Raw genomic sequence first — 17,081 nt, forward strand, 5'->3', positions numbered from 1 at the left:
GGTATGCCCCATGACCTCGCCCCGCTCCTACGACGGAGTCGGCTACCCCTCTCCGTCCTTCAGCTCCGGCACGCCCATCTACGACAGCCTGGTCGCAGAGCGCGGTGTCCCGCAGATCGCCCCGATCAACGTGCCGGCCGCCCTGCCGCCGGCCTCGTCGGGCTACGGCCACACTCCCAACTACGGCTCCTCGTACGGGAGTACGGGCTTCGACAGCCCGGGGAGCAGCCTCCCCGCACTGCCGCCGGCCCGGCTCGCGCTGGGCCCCGGCCCGAGCAGCAGCGGTCCGGCCACCCAGTACATCCCGGTCCAGCCGACCCCTGCGGTCTACACCTCTCCGCAGCCGCAGGCGCCCGCCTGGGGCCAGCCGGGTCCGGTGCCGCAGCAGCGTCCGGCCGGGGTGCCGAACCCCGCCTTCCAGCAGTACCAGCCGCAGGGTTACGCCACCGCGCCGACCATGGCCAACCAGGGGGCGTACGCCGGAGCGCAGCAAGGCTTCGCCAGCGCCGCACCGGCCCCGCAGGGCTTCGCGGACCAGAGCTTCGGCGGGAACCAGTTCCGCCCCGCCGCCCCGGTCCGCCCGGTGGCACCGCAGACCCAGTACCCGCAGCCCGGCTACCAGGGGAACGCCTACTGAGCCGAGCCGCTCCACCCTCGTCCGTGATCCGGGGGGATCCGGACCGAGCAGGGCACGACGGTCGTCCCGAGGGCCGCCCGGACCGCACCAGGTCCGGGCGGCCCTCGGCGTTCCCGCAGGTGTGCCCCCGGGCACGCCCCTCGACGTGCCCCGCGACGTGCTCCGCAGCGTTCCGCAGCGTGCGGAGCGGGCTCCCGGCTCTGGCAGGATGTGCCCCATGCCTCAGCTGACGGGACTGCACGTCTACCCGGTCAAGTCGACCTACCGGCTCAGCCCGGAGAGCGCCCGGGTCGAGCCCTGGGGCCTGGCCGGGGACCGCCGCTGGATGCTGGTGGACCGGACCGGCCGGGCGGTGACCCAGCGGGAGGAGCCGACGCTCGGTCAGTTCCGCGCGGTGCCCGCCCCCGACGGCTCCCTGACCGTGACCGCCCCGGACGGCGGGCGGATCGAGGTCCCCGTCCCGGTGGACGGCAAGCCGGTGCAGGGCGAGGTGTTCGGCTCGTTCTTCGCCACGGTGGCCGCCGGCGAGGCCGTCGACTCCTGGTTCTGCCGGTACTTCCCCGGAGTGCGGCTGGTCCACCTGGCCGACCCGCTGGCCCGCCCGGTGAAGCCAGAGTACGCCGGCCCGGGCGACACCGTGAGCGCCGCCGACGGCTTCCCGCTGCTGGTCACCACCACCGGCTCGCTGGCCGCACTGAACGCCCGGATCGCCGAGGACCACCCGGAGGACGAGCGCAAGGCGCGCCCGGTGCCGATGGAGCGCTTCCGGCCCAACCTGGTGGTGGACGTGGCCGAGCCCTGGGACGAGGACGGCTGGCTGCGGGTGCGGGTCGGCGAGGTGACCTTCCGGGTGGCCCGGCCGTGCGGTCGCTGCGTGGTGACCACCACCGACCAGGAGACCGGCGAGCGCCGGGGCCCCGAGCCGCTGCGCGCGCTCGGCCGGCACCACCGGCTGGAGCAGAAGCTGGTCTTCGGTCAGAACCTCGTCCCGGAGCGGCCGGAGGGCTTCACCGGCACCGTCGGCACCGTCCGACTCGGCGACGGCTTCACCGTGCTGGAACGGCGCTGACCGCGCGCGCCGGCCGACCGGAACCCGTACCGCGTCCGGTCGTTGTACCGGTCGTGGCGGTCCGACGGCTCCAGACGCAGCAAGCTCCGAGGCAGCACGCCTCGATACCGACAGCACGTTGACCGAGGTGGGGATGGCGGATCGTCATGGCTGAGCACAGGGTGCGGGTCACCCAGGACAGCGCCTCGCGCTGGCGGCGCCGGGCCGGCGAGTACCAGACGCTGGCCGAGGCGGTGGCCGCCGCCGAGCCGGGTGACACGCTGACCGTCCAGGCCGGCACGTTCCGGGAGAACGTCGTGCTGGACAAGCCCGTCACCCTGCGCCCGGCCGACGGCCCGGGCACCGTCCGGCTGGACCCGCCGGGCGGCGTGCCGCTCACCCTGACCGCCGACGCCGTGGTGCAGGGCCTGGTGATCGACGGCACGGACCGCTCCGCCCCCGCCGTGCTGGTCCACGGGCCGGGCGTGGCGGCCGAGTTGACCGGCTGCCGGGTGGAGGCCACCGCCGACTCCGGGGTGGAGCTGACCGACGGGGCCGCCCTCACCCTGCGCGCCTGCACGGTGCTCAACCCGGCCGGGCTCGGCGTCCGGCTGCGGGCCGGGGCCTCGCTGACCGCCGAGCAGACCGAGCTGGCCGGCTCGGCCCAGGTCGGGCTGGCGGTGCTGGACGGCTCCACCGCCCGGCTGGACGGCTGCCGGGTGCACCACGCCGGCGGGGCCGGGGTGCTGATCACCGGGGCCGGCAGCTCCGTCGAGCTGACCGGCTGCGAGGTCTACGAGATCAAGGGCAGCGGGGTGCTGGCCGAGAAGCAGGCGGTCGGCCGGCTGGCCGACTCCACCGTGCACCGGGTCACCGACAACGGCCTGACCCTGGACAGCGGCGCCGAGCTGACCCTGACCGGCTGCCGGCTGTACGAGCTGGCCGAGAACGGCGCCGACCTGCGCGGCCGGGCCCGCCTCGCCCTGGAGCACTCCACCGTCCGGGAGTTCGGCCGCGGCGCGCTGGCGGTCTGGGACCCGGGCACCGAGGTCACCGCGCTCTCCTGCGAGCTGCACTCCAGCACCGGCGACTACCCGGCGGTCTGGGTCAGCGACGGCGCCCGGGCGAGCCTGACCGACTGCTCGGTGCACGACGTGCCCGGCGCGCTCTCGGTGCTGGACCGGGACTCCTCGGTGACGGCCAAGGACTGCTCGTTCAGCGCGGTGCGCAGCTCGGCCGTCTCGGTCAGCGGCGGTGCCACCGTGCAGCTGGCCGACTGCCGGGTGCAGCAGGCCGCCACCGGTCTGTGGTTCCGCGACCACGGCAGCGGCGGCCGGCTGACGGGCTGTGAGATCTCCGAGGTGGGCACCGGGGTGATCGTCACCACCGGCGCCGACCCGGAGTTCCACGAGTGCACGGTGCGCGGCAGCTCGGAGGCCGCCGTCTACGTCTCGGCCCAGGGCCGGGGCAGCTTCACCGACTGCCGGGTCTCGCAGGGACAGGGCTTCGGCTTCCACGTGATCGACGGCTGCCGCACCGTGCTGACCCGCTGCCGGGCCGAGCAGAACGCCCGGGCGGGCTTCGAGTTCGCCGAGCCGGGGCCGGTCACCGAGAACTGCGTCTCGGACGACGTCGCCCCGCCGAACGCCGCAGCCCCGCCGCAGCCCGCCGCCGCCCTCGCCCCCACCCCCGCCGTACCGGCTCCCCGGGCGGTCCAGCTCACCACCGCCGCCGCTCCGGTGACGGCCTCGATCGCCCCGATCCCGGACTGCCGCCCGGCCGACGAGGCGCTGGCCGAGCTGGACGCGCTGATCGGCCTGGCCACCGTGAAGCAGGAGGTGCGCACCCTGATCGACCTGATCTCGGTCGGCCGCCGCCGCCGGCAGGCCGGGCTGAAGGCCCCCTCGCTCCGCCGCCACCTGGTCTTCACCGGCGCCCCCGGCACCGGCAAGACCACGGTGGCCCGGCTCTACGGGGAGATCCTGGCCTCGCTCGGGGTGCTCCAGCAGGGCCACCTGGTCGAGGTGGCCCGGGTCGACCTGGTCGGCGAGCACATCGGCTCCACCGCGATCCGCACCCAGGCCGCCTTCGACCGGGCCCGCGGCGGGGTGCTGTTCATCGACGAGGCGTACGCGCTGGCGCCGGAGGACGGCGCCCGGGACTTCGGCCGGGAGGCGATCGACACCCTGGTGAAGCTGATGGAGGACCACCGGGACGAGGTGGTGGTGATCGTGGCCGGCTACACCGCCGAGATGGAACGCTTCCTCTCCGCCAACCCCGGGGTCTCCTCCCGCTTCTCCCGCACCGTCACCTTCCCCGACTACTCGGACGCGGAGTTGCTGGAGATCGCCCGGGCCCAGTCGGTGGAGCACGAGTACGAGCTGACCGAGGCGACCGAGCGGGCCCTGCTGGAGCACTTCTCCCGGTTGGAGCGCGGTCCGGGCTTCGGGAACGGCCGGACCGCCCGGCAGGTGTTCGAGACCATGGTCGAGCGGCACGCGATGCGGGTGGCCCAGCTGGCCGACCCGACCACCGAGGAACTGCAGCTGCTGGTCCCGGAGGACCTGCCCGGTGTGACGGTCCGACAGATCTGACAGGATGACGTCAGGACCGATCCGGAGGACTGACAGATGGCCGACACCAGCAACCTGCTGGCCGAGCAGCGCCGCGCCCTGATCCTCGACGAGGTGCGGCGGCGCGGCGGGGTGCGGGTGAACGAGCTGACCCAGCGGCTCGGCGTCTCCGACATGACGATCCGCCGGGACCTGGACGCGCTGGCCCGCGGCGGATCGGTGGAGAAGGTGCACGGCGGTGCGGTGGCGGCCGGGGCGGCGCTGGCGCACGAACCGGGTTTCGAGGCCAAGTCCGCACTGGAGCCCTCCGCCAAGGAGCAGATCGCCCGGGCCGCCGCCGCCCTGGTCACCCCCGGCAGCGCGATCGCGCTCTCCGGTGGCACCACCACCTACGCGCTGGCCCAGCAGCTGGTGGAGGTGGAGCACCTGACGGTGGTGACCAACTCGGTGCCGGTCTCCGAGGTCTTCGAGCGGGCCCGCCGGGCCGGCACGGGTGCCCACACCACCGTGGTCCTGACCGGTGGGGTCCGCACCCCCTCCGACGCTCTGGTCGGCCCGGTGGCCGACCGCGCGGTCCGCGAGCTCCGCTTCGACCTGCTCTTCCTCGGCGCCCACGGCCTGGACGCCTCGGCCGGCCTGACCACCCCGAACCTCGCCGAGGCGGAGACCAACCGGGCGCTGATCGCCTCCGCCCGCCGCACCGTGGTGGTCGCCGACCACACCAAGTGGGGCGTGGTCGGCCTCTCCGCGATCGCCCCGCTGTCGGCCGTCGACACCTGGGTCACCGACGCCGCCCTGCCGCCGGCGGAGGCCGCCTCGGCCCGCGAGGCGATCCGCGAACTGCTGCTGGCCTGAGCCCCCGCACCGGCCCTGCGGGCGGCTCCACCGGAGGCACGCGGCACTCCGCACCGGGGCCCGCCGCACCCACCGGGCACTCCGGCCGACCGGCACGAGCGACACCTCCCGGCCACCGAACGGACCGAACGGTACCACCCCAGACCACACCGCCGGAGGCAGGCCGTAGTCCGCACCAGGGCCCGCCCCCCGCGCACCGAGCACTCCGGCCGACCCGCACGAGCGACACCTCCCGGCCACCGAACGGACCGAACGGCGCCACCGCAGGCCACGCCGCCGGAGCCGGGCCGCACTCCGCTCCGGTGCCCGCCCCCACGCACCAACCGCACCGGCCGCCTGCCCCGTGTCCCGTACGCCTTCGATCCGGCGCGCGCGGCAACGTCCCCCGACGCGCTCCTGACCCGCCGTCAGGCGGCGACGCGCTTGTGCCCCGTCTCCGTCCGGTAGACCGTCATCCCCCGGGCCAGGTAGTTGCCCAGCGCGTTCGGGTGGTCCTTGGTGCAGGTGTCCAGGACGACCCGGGTGGTGGCCGGCTCGGTGGCCCAGGCGGTCCGCAGGGCGAGCGTCAGGGTGGCCGCGCCGAGGCCCTGGCCGACGTACTCCGGCAGCAGGCCGAAGGCGCCGATCTCGACCGAGCCGTCCGGGTGCGGCTCGGTCTCCAGGATGCCGACCGTCTCCCCCTGACGGGTGATCATCCAGAACCGCCGCCCCGGCCGCTCCGCCAGCGACTGCCGCCACTGCTCCTCGGTGCGCCGCGCGCTGCTCCAGCCGTACGGCCCGCCGACCCGCTCCCGGGCCTCCCGGTTCTCCGCCGAGCCGCCCTCGACCTCCCGGACCGCGAGCCCGGCCACCTCCGGGCCCGGCCGCAGCGCGTCCGGCGCGGCCAGCTCCAGGTAGGTCACGATCTTGGCGCCGTCGGCCAGCGCGAGTTCGAACTCCGGCCCCTCCTCGCCCTCCCGGACCAGGGTGAAGCCGGCCTTGCGGAGCACGTTCTGCGAGGCCAGGTTGTCCGGGTCGGTGCCGGCCCGCAGGGTCACCACGCCCTGCGCGCGGCAGTGCTCGGCGATCGCCCGGACGGCCTCGGTGGCGTAGCCGTGGCCCCGGGCCGACTCGGCCAGGCCGTAGCCGATCGTCACCGAGCCGACCGCGTCCGGCGCCCCGTGGAAGCCGATGCCGCCGAGAGCGGCACCGTCCTCGCGGCGGCGGATCTCGTAGTTCCCGAACGGATGCGGGGTGGCGCCGTCCTGACAGCGGTTCAGGAAGTTCCGGGTGGCACGCTGCTCGCCGGGGCCGGGGTAGCCCGCCACCCAGTGGTCACCGGGGCCCGGCTCGCCGGCCTCGACCCGGGCCGCCGTCCCGGGGGTGAAGGCGTGCAGCAGGAGTCGTTCGGTCCGAAGGTCGCTCATACCGCCTGCCTATCAGCACCCCGGCCCCGGCCACCAGCGGTTTTCCGTCAGCTCAGCGGGCCCTGGTCCTTGAGGAAGAGCTCCAGGCACTCCTGGTGCGGGGCGATGTCGATGGCCTGGCCGGACAGCCAGTCGTCGGAGTAGTACTTGTCCAGGTAGCGGTCGCCCGGGTCGCAGATCAGGGTGACGACACTGCCCCGCTGCCCGGCGGCCCGCATCTCCGCGACGATCCGCAGCGCGCTCCACAGCCCGGTGCCGGTGGAGGCGCCGGCCCGCTTGCCGAGCACCCGCTCCAGGACCCGGACGGCGGCGATCGAGGCGGCGTCCGGGACCTTCATCATCCGGTCGATCGCGCCGGGCACGAAGCTGGGCTCCATCCGGGGACGGCCGATGCCCTCGATCCGCGAGCCGGTGTCGCAGGTGGCGTGCGGGTCGTGCTCGACCCAGCCCTGGAAGAAGCAGGAGTTCTCCGGGTCGGCCACGCAGATCCGGGTGTCCGCCTGGGTGTAGTGGACGTAGCGGGCCAGGGTCGCGGAGGTGCCGCCGGTGCCGGCGGTGGCGACGATCCAGGCCGGCTCGGGGTGGGGCTCCAGCCGGAGCTGGGCGAAGATCGACTCGGCGATGTTGTTGTTGCCCCGCCAGTCGGTGGCCCGCTCGGCGTAGGTGAACTGGTCCATGTAGTGGCCGCCGGTCTCCTCGGCCAGCTTGGCGGCGGCCTCGTAGACCTCGCAGGCGCTCTCCACCAGGTGGCACTCGCCGCCCTGGAACTCGATCAGGTCGATCTTGGCCTGGCTGGTGCTCTTGGCCATCACGGCGATGAACGGCACGCCGATCAGCCCGGCGAAGTACGCCTCGGAGACGGCGGTCGAGCCGCTGGAGGCCTCGATCACCGGCTTGCCCGGGTGGATCCAGCCGTTGCAGAGGGCGTACAGGAAGAGCGAGCGGGCCAGCCGGTGCTTGAGGCTGCCGGTCGGGTGGGTGGACTCGTCCTTGAGGTAGAGGTCGATGCCCCAGTCCAGCGGGAGCGGGAAGCGCAGCAGATGGGTGTCGGCGGAGCGGTTGGCGTCGGCCTGGACCTTGCGGACGGCCTCCTTCAGCCAGGCCCGGTACTCGGGGTCGGTACGGTCCACGTCCAGGGTCTCGCTGGCCATCGCGCTGCTCTCCTCGGTACGACAACTCCCTTGCCTGGCACCGAGTGTAACAAGCAATCACAATAAGTGATCTTATGGGGGACCCCAGCTTCCGCTTCTCGCACCCCTGTGCGGGCGGTGTGCGGACGCGGCTGTGCCGCGACCCGTCCCCCTCGACGGATCGCGGCACAGCCTCTTCTTCAGGTGGTCAGACGCGGCCCCACAGCGCGGGGACGATCGGCGGCTCCCACCCGACCTGGGCCGTGTGGCCCTGGATGCAGCGGTAGCTGACGCCGTTGTAGGTGACCACGTCACCGGCGGCGTAGGTGGTACCCGCCGCCCAGGTGCCGGTGGAGGGGCCTCCGCCGACGGTCAGGCTGTAGGTGGCGGAGCGGCTGACCGTGCCGACGCCGTTCACCGTGATGGTGTAGGTGCCGGCCGCGGTGGAGGAGCCCACCGAGACGGTCATGGTCGAGGACGAGCCGGTCTGCACCGAGGAGGGGCTGAACGAGACCGTGGTGCCGGCCGGGGCGCCCGTGGCGGAGAGGTTCACCGTCTGGGTGGGGCTGCCGGTGACGGCGACCGTGGCGGTCAGCGAGTTGCCCGGGGTGGTGTTGCCGTTGTTCGGGCTCACCGAGAGGGAGAGCTCCGGGTCCGGCGGGGTGGTCGTGGTGCCGACCGAGGTCTTCCAGATGGTGTAGGCGACGCCGTCCGCCGAGCGGTCCAGCACGGTGGCGCTGACGTTGGCGGTGGTGTCGCAGGCGGAGTGGTAGCAGGAGTCGTAGGCCCGGCCCGCGGTGCCGCCCCACTTGGTGGCCTGCGAGGAGGTCTTGGTGGCGCTGGCCCCGGCCGCGTAGCCCGAGGTCGGGATGCCGGCCTGCTGGAAGGAGTAGTCGTCCGAGCGGCCCTGGCCCTCGACGTTCTCCTCCGGCTGGAGGCTCAGCGAGTCCCAGTACGCCTTCATCGGGGCCGAGGTGGCCGAGTTGAGGTTGTTGATGAAGTAGCCGCCGTTGGTCGAGCCCACCATGTCGAAGTTGTAGTAGCCCTTGATGGCGCTACGGGCGGTGGAGCTCAGCTGGTTGACGTAGTGCTTGGAGCCCTGGAGGCCCTGCTCCTCGCCGGCCCACCAGGCGAACCGGACGTGGCGGGTGAGGTTCTGCGGGTTGGCCTGGGCGAGCGCCAGCGCGTTCTCCAGCAGGACCGCCGAGCCGGAGCCGTTGTCGTTGATGCCGGGGCCCGCCGCGACGCTGTCCAGGTGCGCGCCGAGCATGGTGACCTGGTCGGCGGGGCCGCCCGGCCAGTCGGCGATCAGGTTGTTGGAGACGTAGGTGCAGGTGGTGCAGGACTGCTCGGCGACGGTGTAGCCGGCCGCCTGGAGCTTGGCCTTCACGTACGCCACCGAGGCGGTGTAACCGGCGCTGCCCGCACGGCGGTTGCCGCCGTTCTGGGAGGCGATGGTGTTCAGCTGGGACAGGTGGGCCTGGACGTTGGCCACCGAGATGTCCGGTGCCTGCGGGTCCGGCGGGGTGGTGCCGTTGACCGTCAGGTTGTACTGCGCGGTGTGGCTGACCGAGCCGGTGCCGGTCACCGTGACGGTGCCGCTGACGGCCGTGTTGGAGGCACTGACGGTCATGGTCGAGGACGAACCCGCCTGCACGGAGGACGGGCTGAACGAGACCGAGACGCCGGCCGGGGCCGAGGCGGTCAGGTTGACCGTCTGGGCGGAGCCGGAGGTGACCTGGGTGTTGACCGTGGCGGTGACCGAGGAGCCCTTGTTGACCGAGCCGCTCGTCGGGCTGACGCCCACCGAGAAGTCGTTGCCCGGGCTGGCGGTGCAGGTGACCTCACCGGTCTGCGCCGGCACGCTGATCGCGTCCCAGGCGGCCTTGGTCCGGTTGTAGGTGTTGCAGGTCGGGTCCAGGGTCTTGGCCGCCGACAGGGTGGCGACCCGGTACTTCTTGTAGGTCATGCTGCTGGTCTTGAGCAGCATGCCGCCGTAGAAGACCTTGCCGGCCTGCTGGATGCCGATGCCGGTCACCGAACTGCTGTTACAGGTGGGGCTGTTGGGCTTGCCACCGCCCGGGGCGCTGCCCTCGGCCAGCAGGTAGAACCAGTGGTTCAGCGGGCCGGCCGCCGCGTGCTCCTCGGTGTTCGGGATCGAGGAGGAGTAGCAGTTCGGGTTGTTGCTGACCTGCGAGGGGTTGTACATGTTCCGGATCGGGCCGCTGCCGACCAGGTTGATCATCTCGCCGACCAGGTAGTCCGGGGCGTCGTACGGGGCGCTCTGGTTGGCGTACGCCTCGGTGAGCGCACCCATGATGTCGCCGGTGGCCTCGCCCAGACCGGACTCGTTGCTGGCCGCTCCGCCGGGGGTGAACTGGTCCAGGCCGTGGCCGAACTCGTGGCCGACCACGTCGATCGAGGCGATCCACTCGTTGGCGTTGTTGTGGCCGATCGAGACGGAGGAGCCGTCCCAGTAGGCGTTCACGTCGTTCAGGCCGACCTTGACCGGCCAGCTGCCGCCGTTCCCGTTGTGCCCGTTGCGACCGAGCCAGTCGCGGAGCATGTCCCATTCCTTCTGCGCCGCGAAGAACACGTCGGCGCAGCCGGTCTCCTTGCTGGTGGGGTTGCCGGTGCCCCAGGTGTCGGAGGACTTGGAGAAGACCTGGCCGCTGGAGTAGTCGGCGCAGCTCAGGCCGGGACGGCTGGGGTCGCGCAGCGAGTAGGTGCTGCCCGAGTTGGTGGTGGTGATGGTCGGCGACGGACCGTTCCACTTGCTGTTCGCGGTACCGGCCTTGACGTCGTCGTAGGAGTCGATGACCGCGCCGGAGCGGGCGTCCACGAAGACGTGCAGACGGCTCGGGGCGCTCTGGGTGCGGCCCTTGAGGACCGTCTCCCAGGCCAGTGCGGCCGCGCCGTCCTTGACCCGGACCACCAGGCGGCTGGATTCGAGGTTCTCCACGCTGGCGAGCCTGCCGCGCGAGGTGGCCTCGGCGGCGGCGGCCGTCACGGTCGCCTTGGTGGACGGGACGCCTATCGCACCGGACTTGGCGTTCTGGGTGCCCCGCACCCGGCCCTGGGCGTCGGCCAGCACGACGGCGTCGCCGCCGACCACCGGCAGGCCCTTGTAGGTGCGCTCGTAGGCGACCGAGTAGAGGCCGTCCACCCACGGGGTGACGGCCTGCCGCTGGTAGGTCTCGTCCGGGCCCTTGGCCAGGGCGTCCAGACCGGCGACGGCAGCCTGGTCGGCTGCGGCGACGGCGGTGTTCAGCGCGACCAGTGCGGCCTGCGCGGACGGTCCGCCGCCCGGTACCGGCTGAGGTGCGGCACCGGCCTGCCCGGCCGCGGTGGCGGCGAGCATCCCGGCCAGGACGGTCAGGGTGGTACCCGCCGTCAGCAACTTTCGTTTCATCGAGGCTCCTCGAACGTGGGGGTCCTCGACCACGGACGACATGCCAAAGGCACGCCGGGGAGGCTGCGTTGGGGCGCAGCCGGAAGGGGCGTCCGTGCTCGGGTGCCGGAACACTCACACGTCGCCAGAACGCGGTCAACGGTTGCGGACGGCGCCCCGTGCGGTTGGCAAACTCTGTCAAGCTGCGCGTTCCGGCCAGAGGTCTCGACCTCTGGCGGGATCAAGAGGTCGAGACCACTTCCCTGAAGAGGTTGAGACCATCTGATGTACGCGGCGGGCTGCGGAGGAGTACCGTCCTCCTCGACACGCGCACGGACCCGGGGGGAGAACTGCCAGTGGAACGCAGTCGAGCCGCCGCCACCAGGCTCCCTGACGCTCCGTCAGAGCCGGGTGCCGACGCGCCCTCCCCCGACCCGTCCCCTGCTCACCCGCTCCCCACCGACGCACCGAGCGCCGTGTCCGCCGCCGGAGCCTGGCAGTCCTTCGGCGGCCGGCTCCGACACTGGCGCCGGCAGGCCGGGCTGACCCAGGCCCAGCTGGCCGCCGCCATCGGCTACGACCACACCGCGATCAGCCGGCTGGAGCACGGCACCCGCCGGGCGAGTGCCCGGCTGGCCCAGCAGCTGGACGAACTCCTGCGATCAGGAGGCGAGTTGGCCGCCGCCTGCGGCCGGGCCGAGGAGAGCGAGCAGCCCGGGCCGGGGCTGCCCCCGGGGCTGGTCCGGCCGCCGCTACCGCGCGAGGCACTCGGGGCGACCACCCCCGGGCGCCGATCCGGGGGCACGGTGGCTTCCAACTCACGCCCTCGGTACGGCCGTTCAGGCGCGAGGAGCTCAGTGCCCGGCGACACGGCACCCGGGGAGCCGGGCCCCGGTGGTGCGGCGCGCGGCGGCCCGGGCCCGATCGACCCCGCCGACGGCCCGCCCGGCAGCGGCGCGCTCTCCTTCCCCTTCCCCACCGGTCCGGCCCCCGCCCGGCTGCCGGACTACGGGCTGCTCTGCCCGCTGCACGGCGCCGTCGGCTGCACCGTCCCCGCCGAGCCGCAACTCTCGGCCCTGCACGCCGAGTTCTGCGCCGACCCGGCCGGCCGGACCGGTCTCGACCCGGACACCGCGCACGCCTTGGCCGGACTGCTGGCCGCCCACCTCAAGGCCGGCGAACGCGCCGCCCGGCCCGAGGTGGCCATCGCCGTGGAGCGCACCCTGCGCGCGGTGCTGGACCGCCTCGCCGTCACCCCGGCCGGCCGCCGCCGCCCGCTGATCCGGCTGGCCGCCGAGTACGCCCACGCGGCCGGTGCGATGCGGATGCAGCACGGCCGCTACGCGACCGCGATGGCCTGCTTCGACCGGGCGCTGACCTGGTCCGAGCTGGCCGGTGACCCGGCCACCCAGGTGGCCGCGCTGAGCGACATGAGCACCCTGGCCCGGCTCGACGGCGACGCCGCCACCGCACTGGGCTACGCCCGGGAGATCACCCGGGCCGCCCCCGGGAAGCACTGGGCCGCCGCGATGGGCCAGGTCGGCCAGGCCCGGGCGTTCGCGCTGGCCGGCGACGTCCGGGCCACCGTCCGGCACATCGGCCGGGCCCGGCTGCACCTGGACCACATCGGTGCGCACGACGAGACCGACGCACCCTGGCTCTCGATCGCCTCCATGCAGCTGCGGGTGGAGTCCGGCGCCGCCGCCGCCCTGCGGGACGTCGCGGCGGCCGTCCAGGATCCCCTGCTGGCGCTGCGCGCGGTGGACGCCGCCCAGCACGCCCTGGATCTGCTGGGCACCGCCCAACTCCCCTCCACCCGGCTGCTGTTCACCGTCCGGATCGCCGACTGCCACTACTGCGCGCACGATCCGCAGACCGCCGTCTCGCTGCTCGCCCCGACCCTGGAGGCAGCCGGCCCGGCCGACGCCGGCCACCCCGGCCTGCCCGCCCTGGTCGGCCATGAGCTGCGCGGCCTGCGCGAGCGGCTCGCCGACCGGCCCGAACTGGCCGACACCGCCCGCCGCCTGGCCGAACTCGCGGGCTGACCGGACTCACCGCAGGCCGGGCCGACCCGGCCTCTGTGCGAGGGGCTCGCCGACGCCCGGCCGGACCCGCAGGGCGACGCCCCCCGAGGACGACCGAACGGCAGCCCGACCGAGCCGCCCGCGCCGTCAGGCCGTCAGCGCCTCGCCACCGCCCGCCCCGGCCTCCGCGTCCTCCGCGCAGGCCCCGGCCAACGCGTCCAGCGAGACGCCGAGCGCGTACGCCAGGGCCGCGATCGTGAAGAACGCCGGGGTCGGCGCCCGGCCGGTCTCGATCTTGCGCAGCGTCTCCGCCGACACCCCGGCCGCCGCCGCGACCTCGACCATGCTGCGCTCGCCGCGGGCCTCCCGGAGCAGGACTCCGAACCGCTCGCCGCGGGCCCGCTCCTGCGGACTCAAGGGGACTCTCACCATGACCGTGATACTAATACCGGTATAAGTATTGGGTCCAGTCGGCCCACCGTCCTTGGGAGAGGCATGTCCGCATGGTAGAGATCAAGACCGACGCAGCGCTGGAGCTGATGCGCGAGGCCGGCCGGGTGGTCGCGAACGCGCTGGCCGCCGTGCAGGCCGCCGCCGCCCCCGGCGTCAGCCTGCTGGAGCTCGACCAGGCGGCCCGCGCGGTGCTCGACGCGGCCGGCGCCCGCTCCCCGTTCCTGGGCTACCGCCCGGCCTTCGCCCCGACCGCCTTCCCGGCGGTGATCTGCGCCTCCGTCAACGACGCGGTGGTGCACGGCATCCCGACCACCTACCGGCTCCGGGACGGCGATCTGGTCTCCATCGACTGCGGCGCCGAGCTCGACGGCTGGAACGGCGACGCCGCCGTCAGCTTCACCGTCGGCACCCCGCGCCCCGCCGACCTCGCCCTGATCGAGGCCACCCGCCGCGCCCTGGAGGCCGGCATCGCCGCCGCCACCGTCGGCCACCGCCTCGGCGACGTCTCGCACGCCATCGGCACCGTCGCCCGGGAGGGCGGCTACGGCATGCCCGCCGACTTCGGCGGCCACGGCATCGGCCGCCGGATGCACGAGGACCCGCACCTGCCCAACCGGGGCCGCCCCGGCCGGGGCCTGCCGCTGCGGCCCGGCCTGGTGCTGGCCATCGAGCCGATGCTGATGGCCGGCGGCCGGGACGAGTACCGCACCGACCCCGACGGCTGGACCCTGCGCACCACCGACGGCACCCGGGCCGCCCACATCGAGCACACCGTCGCCGTCACCGAGGACGGCCCGCGCATCCTCACCCTGCCCTGAGCAGCCGTCAGCCGGTGGGAGCGGCGGCAGGGGGCGCCGGGTTTCCTCACGCTGCCGGCAGCAGCCACCCCAGCACCGAGAGGGTGGCCATCGACACCAGCGTCGACCAGAGCACCGCATCCCTGGCCAGCACCTTCCCGATCCCGTACTCACGGGCGTAGGTGTAGGCGTTCTGCGCCGTCGGCAGGGCCGAGAACAGCGCCACCGTACGGAGCTGACCGGCCGGGAGGTGGAGCACCCAGTGCCCCACCGCGTAGGCGGCCAGCGGTTGGAGGACGGTCTTGAGGGTGACCAGCGCGGTGAGTTCGGCCGGCGGAGTGCGGCCCTCCGCCGGGGGCCGGCCGTGCAGCGAGAGACCGAGGACGACCAGCGCGGTCGGGACGCCCGCACCGCCCAGCAGCTCGCAGCTGCGGACAAGTTCGGCGGGCAGCCGCCAGTGCAGGGCGGAGGCCGCCGCACCCAGGGCGGCCGCCAGCAGGACGGGGTTGCGCAGCGGGAGGGCGAGCAGGTCGAGCAGCCGGCGGCCGGGGCGCACCGCCGTGCCGCTCTCGGCGTCCAGCAGCATCAGCACCACCGGCGTCACCACCAGCACCTGGAGCAGCACCACCGGAGCCACGAAGGTCGCGTCGCCGAGCACCTGCATCGCCACCGGGATGCCCAGGTTGGCGGAGTTGACGTACCCGGCGGCCATCCCGGCCACCGCGCCGCCGCCCCGGCCACGGCCGAAGACCAGGACCGCCAGCAGCGCGCCGGCGCCCATCGCCAGGGCCGTCCCGGCGGCGAAGGCCAGCACCGAGGTGTTGGCGAAGCGGTCCAGCGGGGTGCGGGCGATCATCGGGAAGAGCGCGGCGGGCATCGCCACGTGGAAGACGAACCGTCCGAGCACCGTCTCCGCGTGCGGCCCGAGCAGCCCGCGCCGGGCGACCAGGTAGCCGGTGCCGGTGAGGACCCAGATCGGCACGAACGCGGAGAACAGCACGGCGGCCTCGCTGGTCGGGGTCAGGACGGGCGGGGCGGCACCCCCGCTGCCCGGCAGTCAACCAAACACCCGTCCGCACCCGACCAGCGGGGCCTGCGAACTCCGGTGGCCCGTTCCGCCCGAGCGCTCGGCCGCCCGCGCCTCCGCCCACAGGCGGACAGCGGAACGCGGGCAGCAGGAGCGCGCGGGCGGAACGGGCAGGGGCTCCGGAAAGCACGGGCCCGACGACCACCGTGCGGCCCCAGCCGGGAGACCGCGGCAGCCGCTACTCGGCGTCCGGGATCCGCACCGCGGCGCCGGTGACCCGGACCCGCCGGTCGTCCGGGCCGAAGGCGACCCGGAGCAGACCGGGGCGGCCGAGGTCATCGCCCTGGTGGAGCGTCAACTCGGCGTCCGGGGCCGCCTCGCCGATCTCCCGCAGGTAGGCGCCGAACGCGGCGGCGGCAGCCCCGGTGGCCGGGTCCTCCACCACGCCGCCGACCGGGAACGGGTCACGGACGTGGAAGACGGTCTTGGACTCGCGCCACACCAGCTGGAGGGTGACCAGCTCACGCTCCGTCATGTACCGGGCCAGGCCGTCGAAGTCGTAGTCCAGCGCGGCCAGCCGCTCCCGGCCGGTCACCGCCAGCACCAGGTGCCGCGCCCCGGCGTAGGCGATCCTCGGCGGCAGCGCCCCGTCCAGGTCGTCCCGGCTCCAGCCGAGCAGCCCGAGCGCCTCGTCCACCTCCGCGTCGTCCACCGCCAGCACGTGCGGCTCGACGCTGGTCAGGGTGGCCACCAGCCCGTCCGGGCCCTCCGTCACCGAGACCGGCACCTCGCCGGCCCCGGTGTGCAGCAGCAGCTCACCGGGACCGATCCGCTCGGCCAGGGCGACCGCCGTCGCCACGGTGGCGTGGCCGCAGAACGGGACCTCCAGCAGCGGGCTGAAGTACCGGACGCGGTAGGTCCGCTCCCCCTCGGCGGGGAGCAGGAAGGCGGTCTCCGAGTACCCCAGCCGGGCCGCGATCGCCAGTTGGTCGGCGTCGGACAACCCGGTGGCGTCCAGCACCACACCGGCCGGATTGCCTCCGGCGGGGTCGGTGGTGAAGGCGCTGTAGCGCAGGATCTCGGGTGCGGTGTCAGTCATGCCCGTCCGAACGCCCGCCGCCGCACTCCTGTTCCCGTCCGGACCGGGACGGAGGTCACAACCGTGCCGCCGGGCGGCGGACATGATGCCTGGTCAGCCGGGCACCGGGAGTCCTTCGTGCACCACCGCTCCCGTCCCGGACCCGGCCCCGGACGCCGGGAGCGCCACGCCCTCGCCCCACCGGTCGCCACTGCCGGCCGACGCCGGCCTCCGGAATCGGGAATCGAGGCCGCACCGACCCGCCCGCGGCGACCGCCTCCGTCCCGCCCCCGTCTCCGCCCCGGCCGCCGCTCCGGCCCGGGTCACCCCCGCGTAACCGGACGGCGGACATCCGGCACCCGCCGGAGACCTGCCCGCAAAGCCCCCGTCATGACGGCGCGTCAGGCTGGAGCCACTCGATCCCGCCCTCTGGAAGGGGACCCGCCATGAGCGACCTGACCCTGCTCGCCGCCGCCCTCACCGACCTCTACACCGGGGGCGCCGAGCGCGACACCGGTGCGGGTGCACCGGCCCGGGTGCCCGGCCACGAGGCCGACCGGCTGGCCGCCCTGCCCCGTGCCGAGCGCCGGTTCCGCTTCGCCCCGCGCCGCCGCGTCCTGCGCCGGGCCTGAACCGGGACTGAGCCGGGCCTGAACCGGGAC

Annotated in this window: 13 protein-coding genes; 7 read left to right on the top strand and 6 right to left on the bottom strand. The window is 74.3% G+C overall.

The genetic code is table 11. The features are described from left to right. The first annotated feature begins 10 nt into the window (after window positions 1-10). From ACIRBX_RS32440 to ACIRBX_RS32455, 4 genes are all read left to right on the top strand, one after another. Window positions 11-637, top strand: coding sequence for a DUF6643 family protein (locus ACIRBX_RS32440; RefSeq protein WP_402302620.1), 627 nt, complete (start codon window positions 11-13; stop codon window positions 635-637). A 217-nt stretch (window positions 638-854) separates the two neighbouring features. Further along, a complete protein-coding gene (locus ACIRBX_RS32445; protein ID WP_402302623.1) occupies window positions 855-1,706 on the top strand; it encodes an MOSC domain-containing protein in 852 nt (283 codons plus the stop codon). 146 nt (window positions 1,707-1,852) lie between these two features. Continuing rightward, on the top strand, window positions 1,853-4,279 hold the full coding sequence (locus ACIRBX_RS32450) for a right-handed parallel beta-helix repeat-containing protein (protein WP_402302625.1): 2,427 nt from the start codon (window positions 1,853-1,855) through the stop codon (window positions 4,277-4,279). Window positions 4,280-4,315: 36 nt separating this feature from the next. Beyond that, entirely contained in the window at window positions 4,316-5,113 is a 798-nt protein-coding gene (locus tag ACIRBX_RS32455) for a DeoR/GlpR family DNA-binding transcription regulator (protein ID WP_402302627.1), read from the top strand. Between the two features lie 407 nt (window positions 5,114-5,520). Here the strand turns inward: ACIRBX_RS32455 and ACIRBX_RS32460 are convergent, their stop codons facing one another. From ACIRBX_RS32460 to ACIRBX_RS32470, 3 genes are all read right to left on the bottom strand, one after another. After that, window positions 5,521-6,519, bottom strand: a complete 999-nt coding sequence (locus tag ACIRBX_RS32460) for a GNAT family N-acetyltransferase (protein ID WP_402302630.1) — start codon at window positions 6,517-6,519, stop codon at window positions 5,521-5,523. Window positions 6,520-6,566: 47 nt separating this feature from the next. Then, complete coding sequence (locus ACIRBX_RS32465) at window positions 6,567-7,670, bottom strand: PLP-dependent cysteine synthase family protein (protein WP_402302631.1); 1,104 nt, start codon at window positions 7,668-7,670, stop codon at window positions 6,567-6,569. A gap of 187 nt (window positions 7,671-7,857) precedes the next feature. Beyond that, window positions 7,858-11,061: a M28 family peptidase gene (locus tag ACIRBX_RS32470; protein WP_402302633.1), complete on the bottom strand. Its 3,204-nt coding sequence runs from the start codon at window positions 11,059-11,061 to the stop codon at window positions 7,858-7,860. Between the two features lie 335 nt (window positions 11,062-11,396). Between ACIRBX_RS32470 and ACIRBX_RS32475 the strand changes: the two genes are divergently transcribed. Then, window positions 11,397-13,085, top strand: a complete 1,689-nt coding sequence (locus ACIRBX_RS32475) for a helix-turn-helix domain-containing protein (RefSeq protein WP_402302635.1) — start codon at window positions 11,397-11,399, stop codon at window positions 13,083-13,085. Between the two features lie 126 nt (window positions 13,086-13,211). On the opposite strand, the gene ACIRBX_RS32480 is transcribed toward ACIRBX_RS32475, so the two are convergent. Next, the gene (locus ACIRBX_RS32480) at window positions 13,212-13,496 is read right to left on the bottom strand and encodes a helix-turn-helix domain-containing protein (protein WP_402302637.1); all 285 of its coding nucleotides are present in this window, start codon (window positions 13,494-13,496) and stop codon (window positions 13,212-13,214) included. 71 nt (window positions 13,497-13,567) lie between these two features. Between ACIRBX_RS32480 and map the strand changes: the two genes are divergently transcribed. Beyond that, on the top strand, window positions 13,568-14,335 hold the full coding sequence (map, locus tag ACIRBX_RS32485) for a type I methionyl aminopeptidase (RefSeq protein WP_402302640.1): 768 nt from the start codon (window positions 13,568-13,570) through the stop codon (window positions 14,333-14,335). A gap of 46 nt (window positions 14,336-14,381) precedes the next feature. On the opposite strand, the gene ACIRBX_RS32490 is transcribed toward map, so the two are convergent. Then, complete coding sequence (locus tag ACIRBX_RS32490) at window positions 14,382-15,314, bottom strand: AEC family transporter (protein WP_402302642.1); 933 nt, start codon at window positions 15,312-15,314, stop codon at window positions 14,382-14,384. A 265-nt stretch (window positions 15,315-15,579) separates the two neighbouring features. After that, the gene (locus ACIRBX_RS32495) at window positions 15,580-16,440 is read right to left on the bottom strand and encodes a PhzF family phenazine biosynthesis protein (RefSeq protein ID WP_402302645.1); all 861 of its coding nucleotides are present in this window, start codon (window positions 16,438-16,440) and stop codon (window positions 15,580-15,582) included. A 425-nt stretch (window positions 16,441-16,865) separates the two neighbouring features. Between ACIRBX_RS32495 and ACIRBX_RS32500 the strand changes: the two genes are divergently transcribed. Continuing rightward, window positions 16,866-17,051 (top strand): hypothetical protein, encoded by a 186-nt coding sequence (locus tag ACIRBX_RS32500; RefSeq protein ID WP_402302648.1) that lies wholly within the window; start codon window positions 16,866-16,868, stop codon window positions 17,049-17,051. Window positions 17,052-17,081 lie beyond the last annotated feature (30 nt).

The sequence above is a fragment of the Kitasatospora sp. NPDC096147 genome (assembly GCF_044763225.1).
In the GTDB taxonomy this organism is placed as follows: domain Bacteria; phylum Actinomycetota; class Actinomycetes; order Streptomycetales; family Streptomycetaceae; genus Kitasatospora.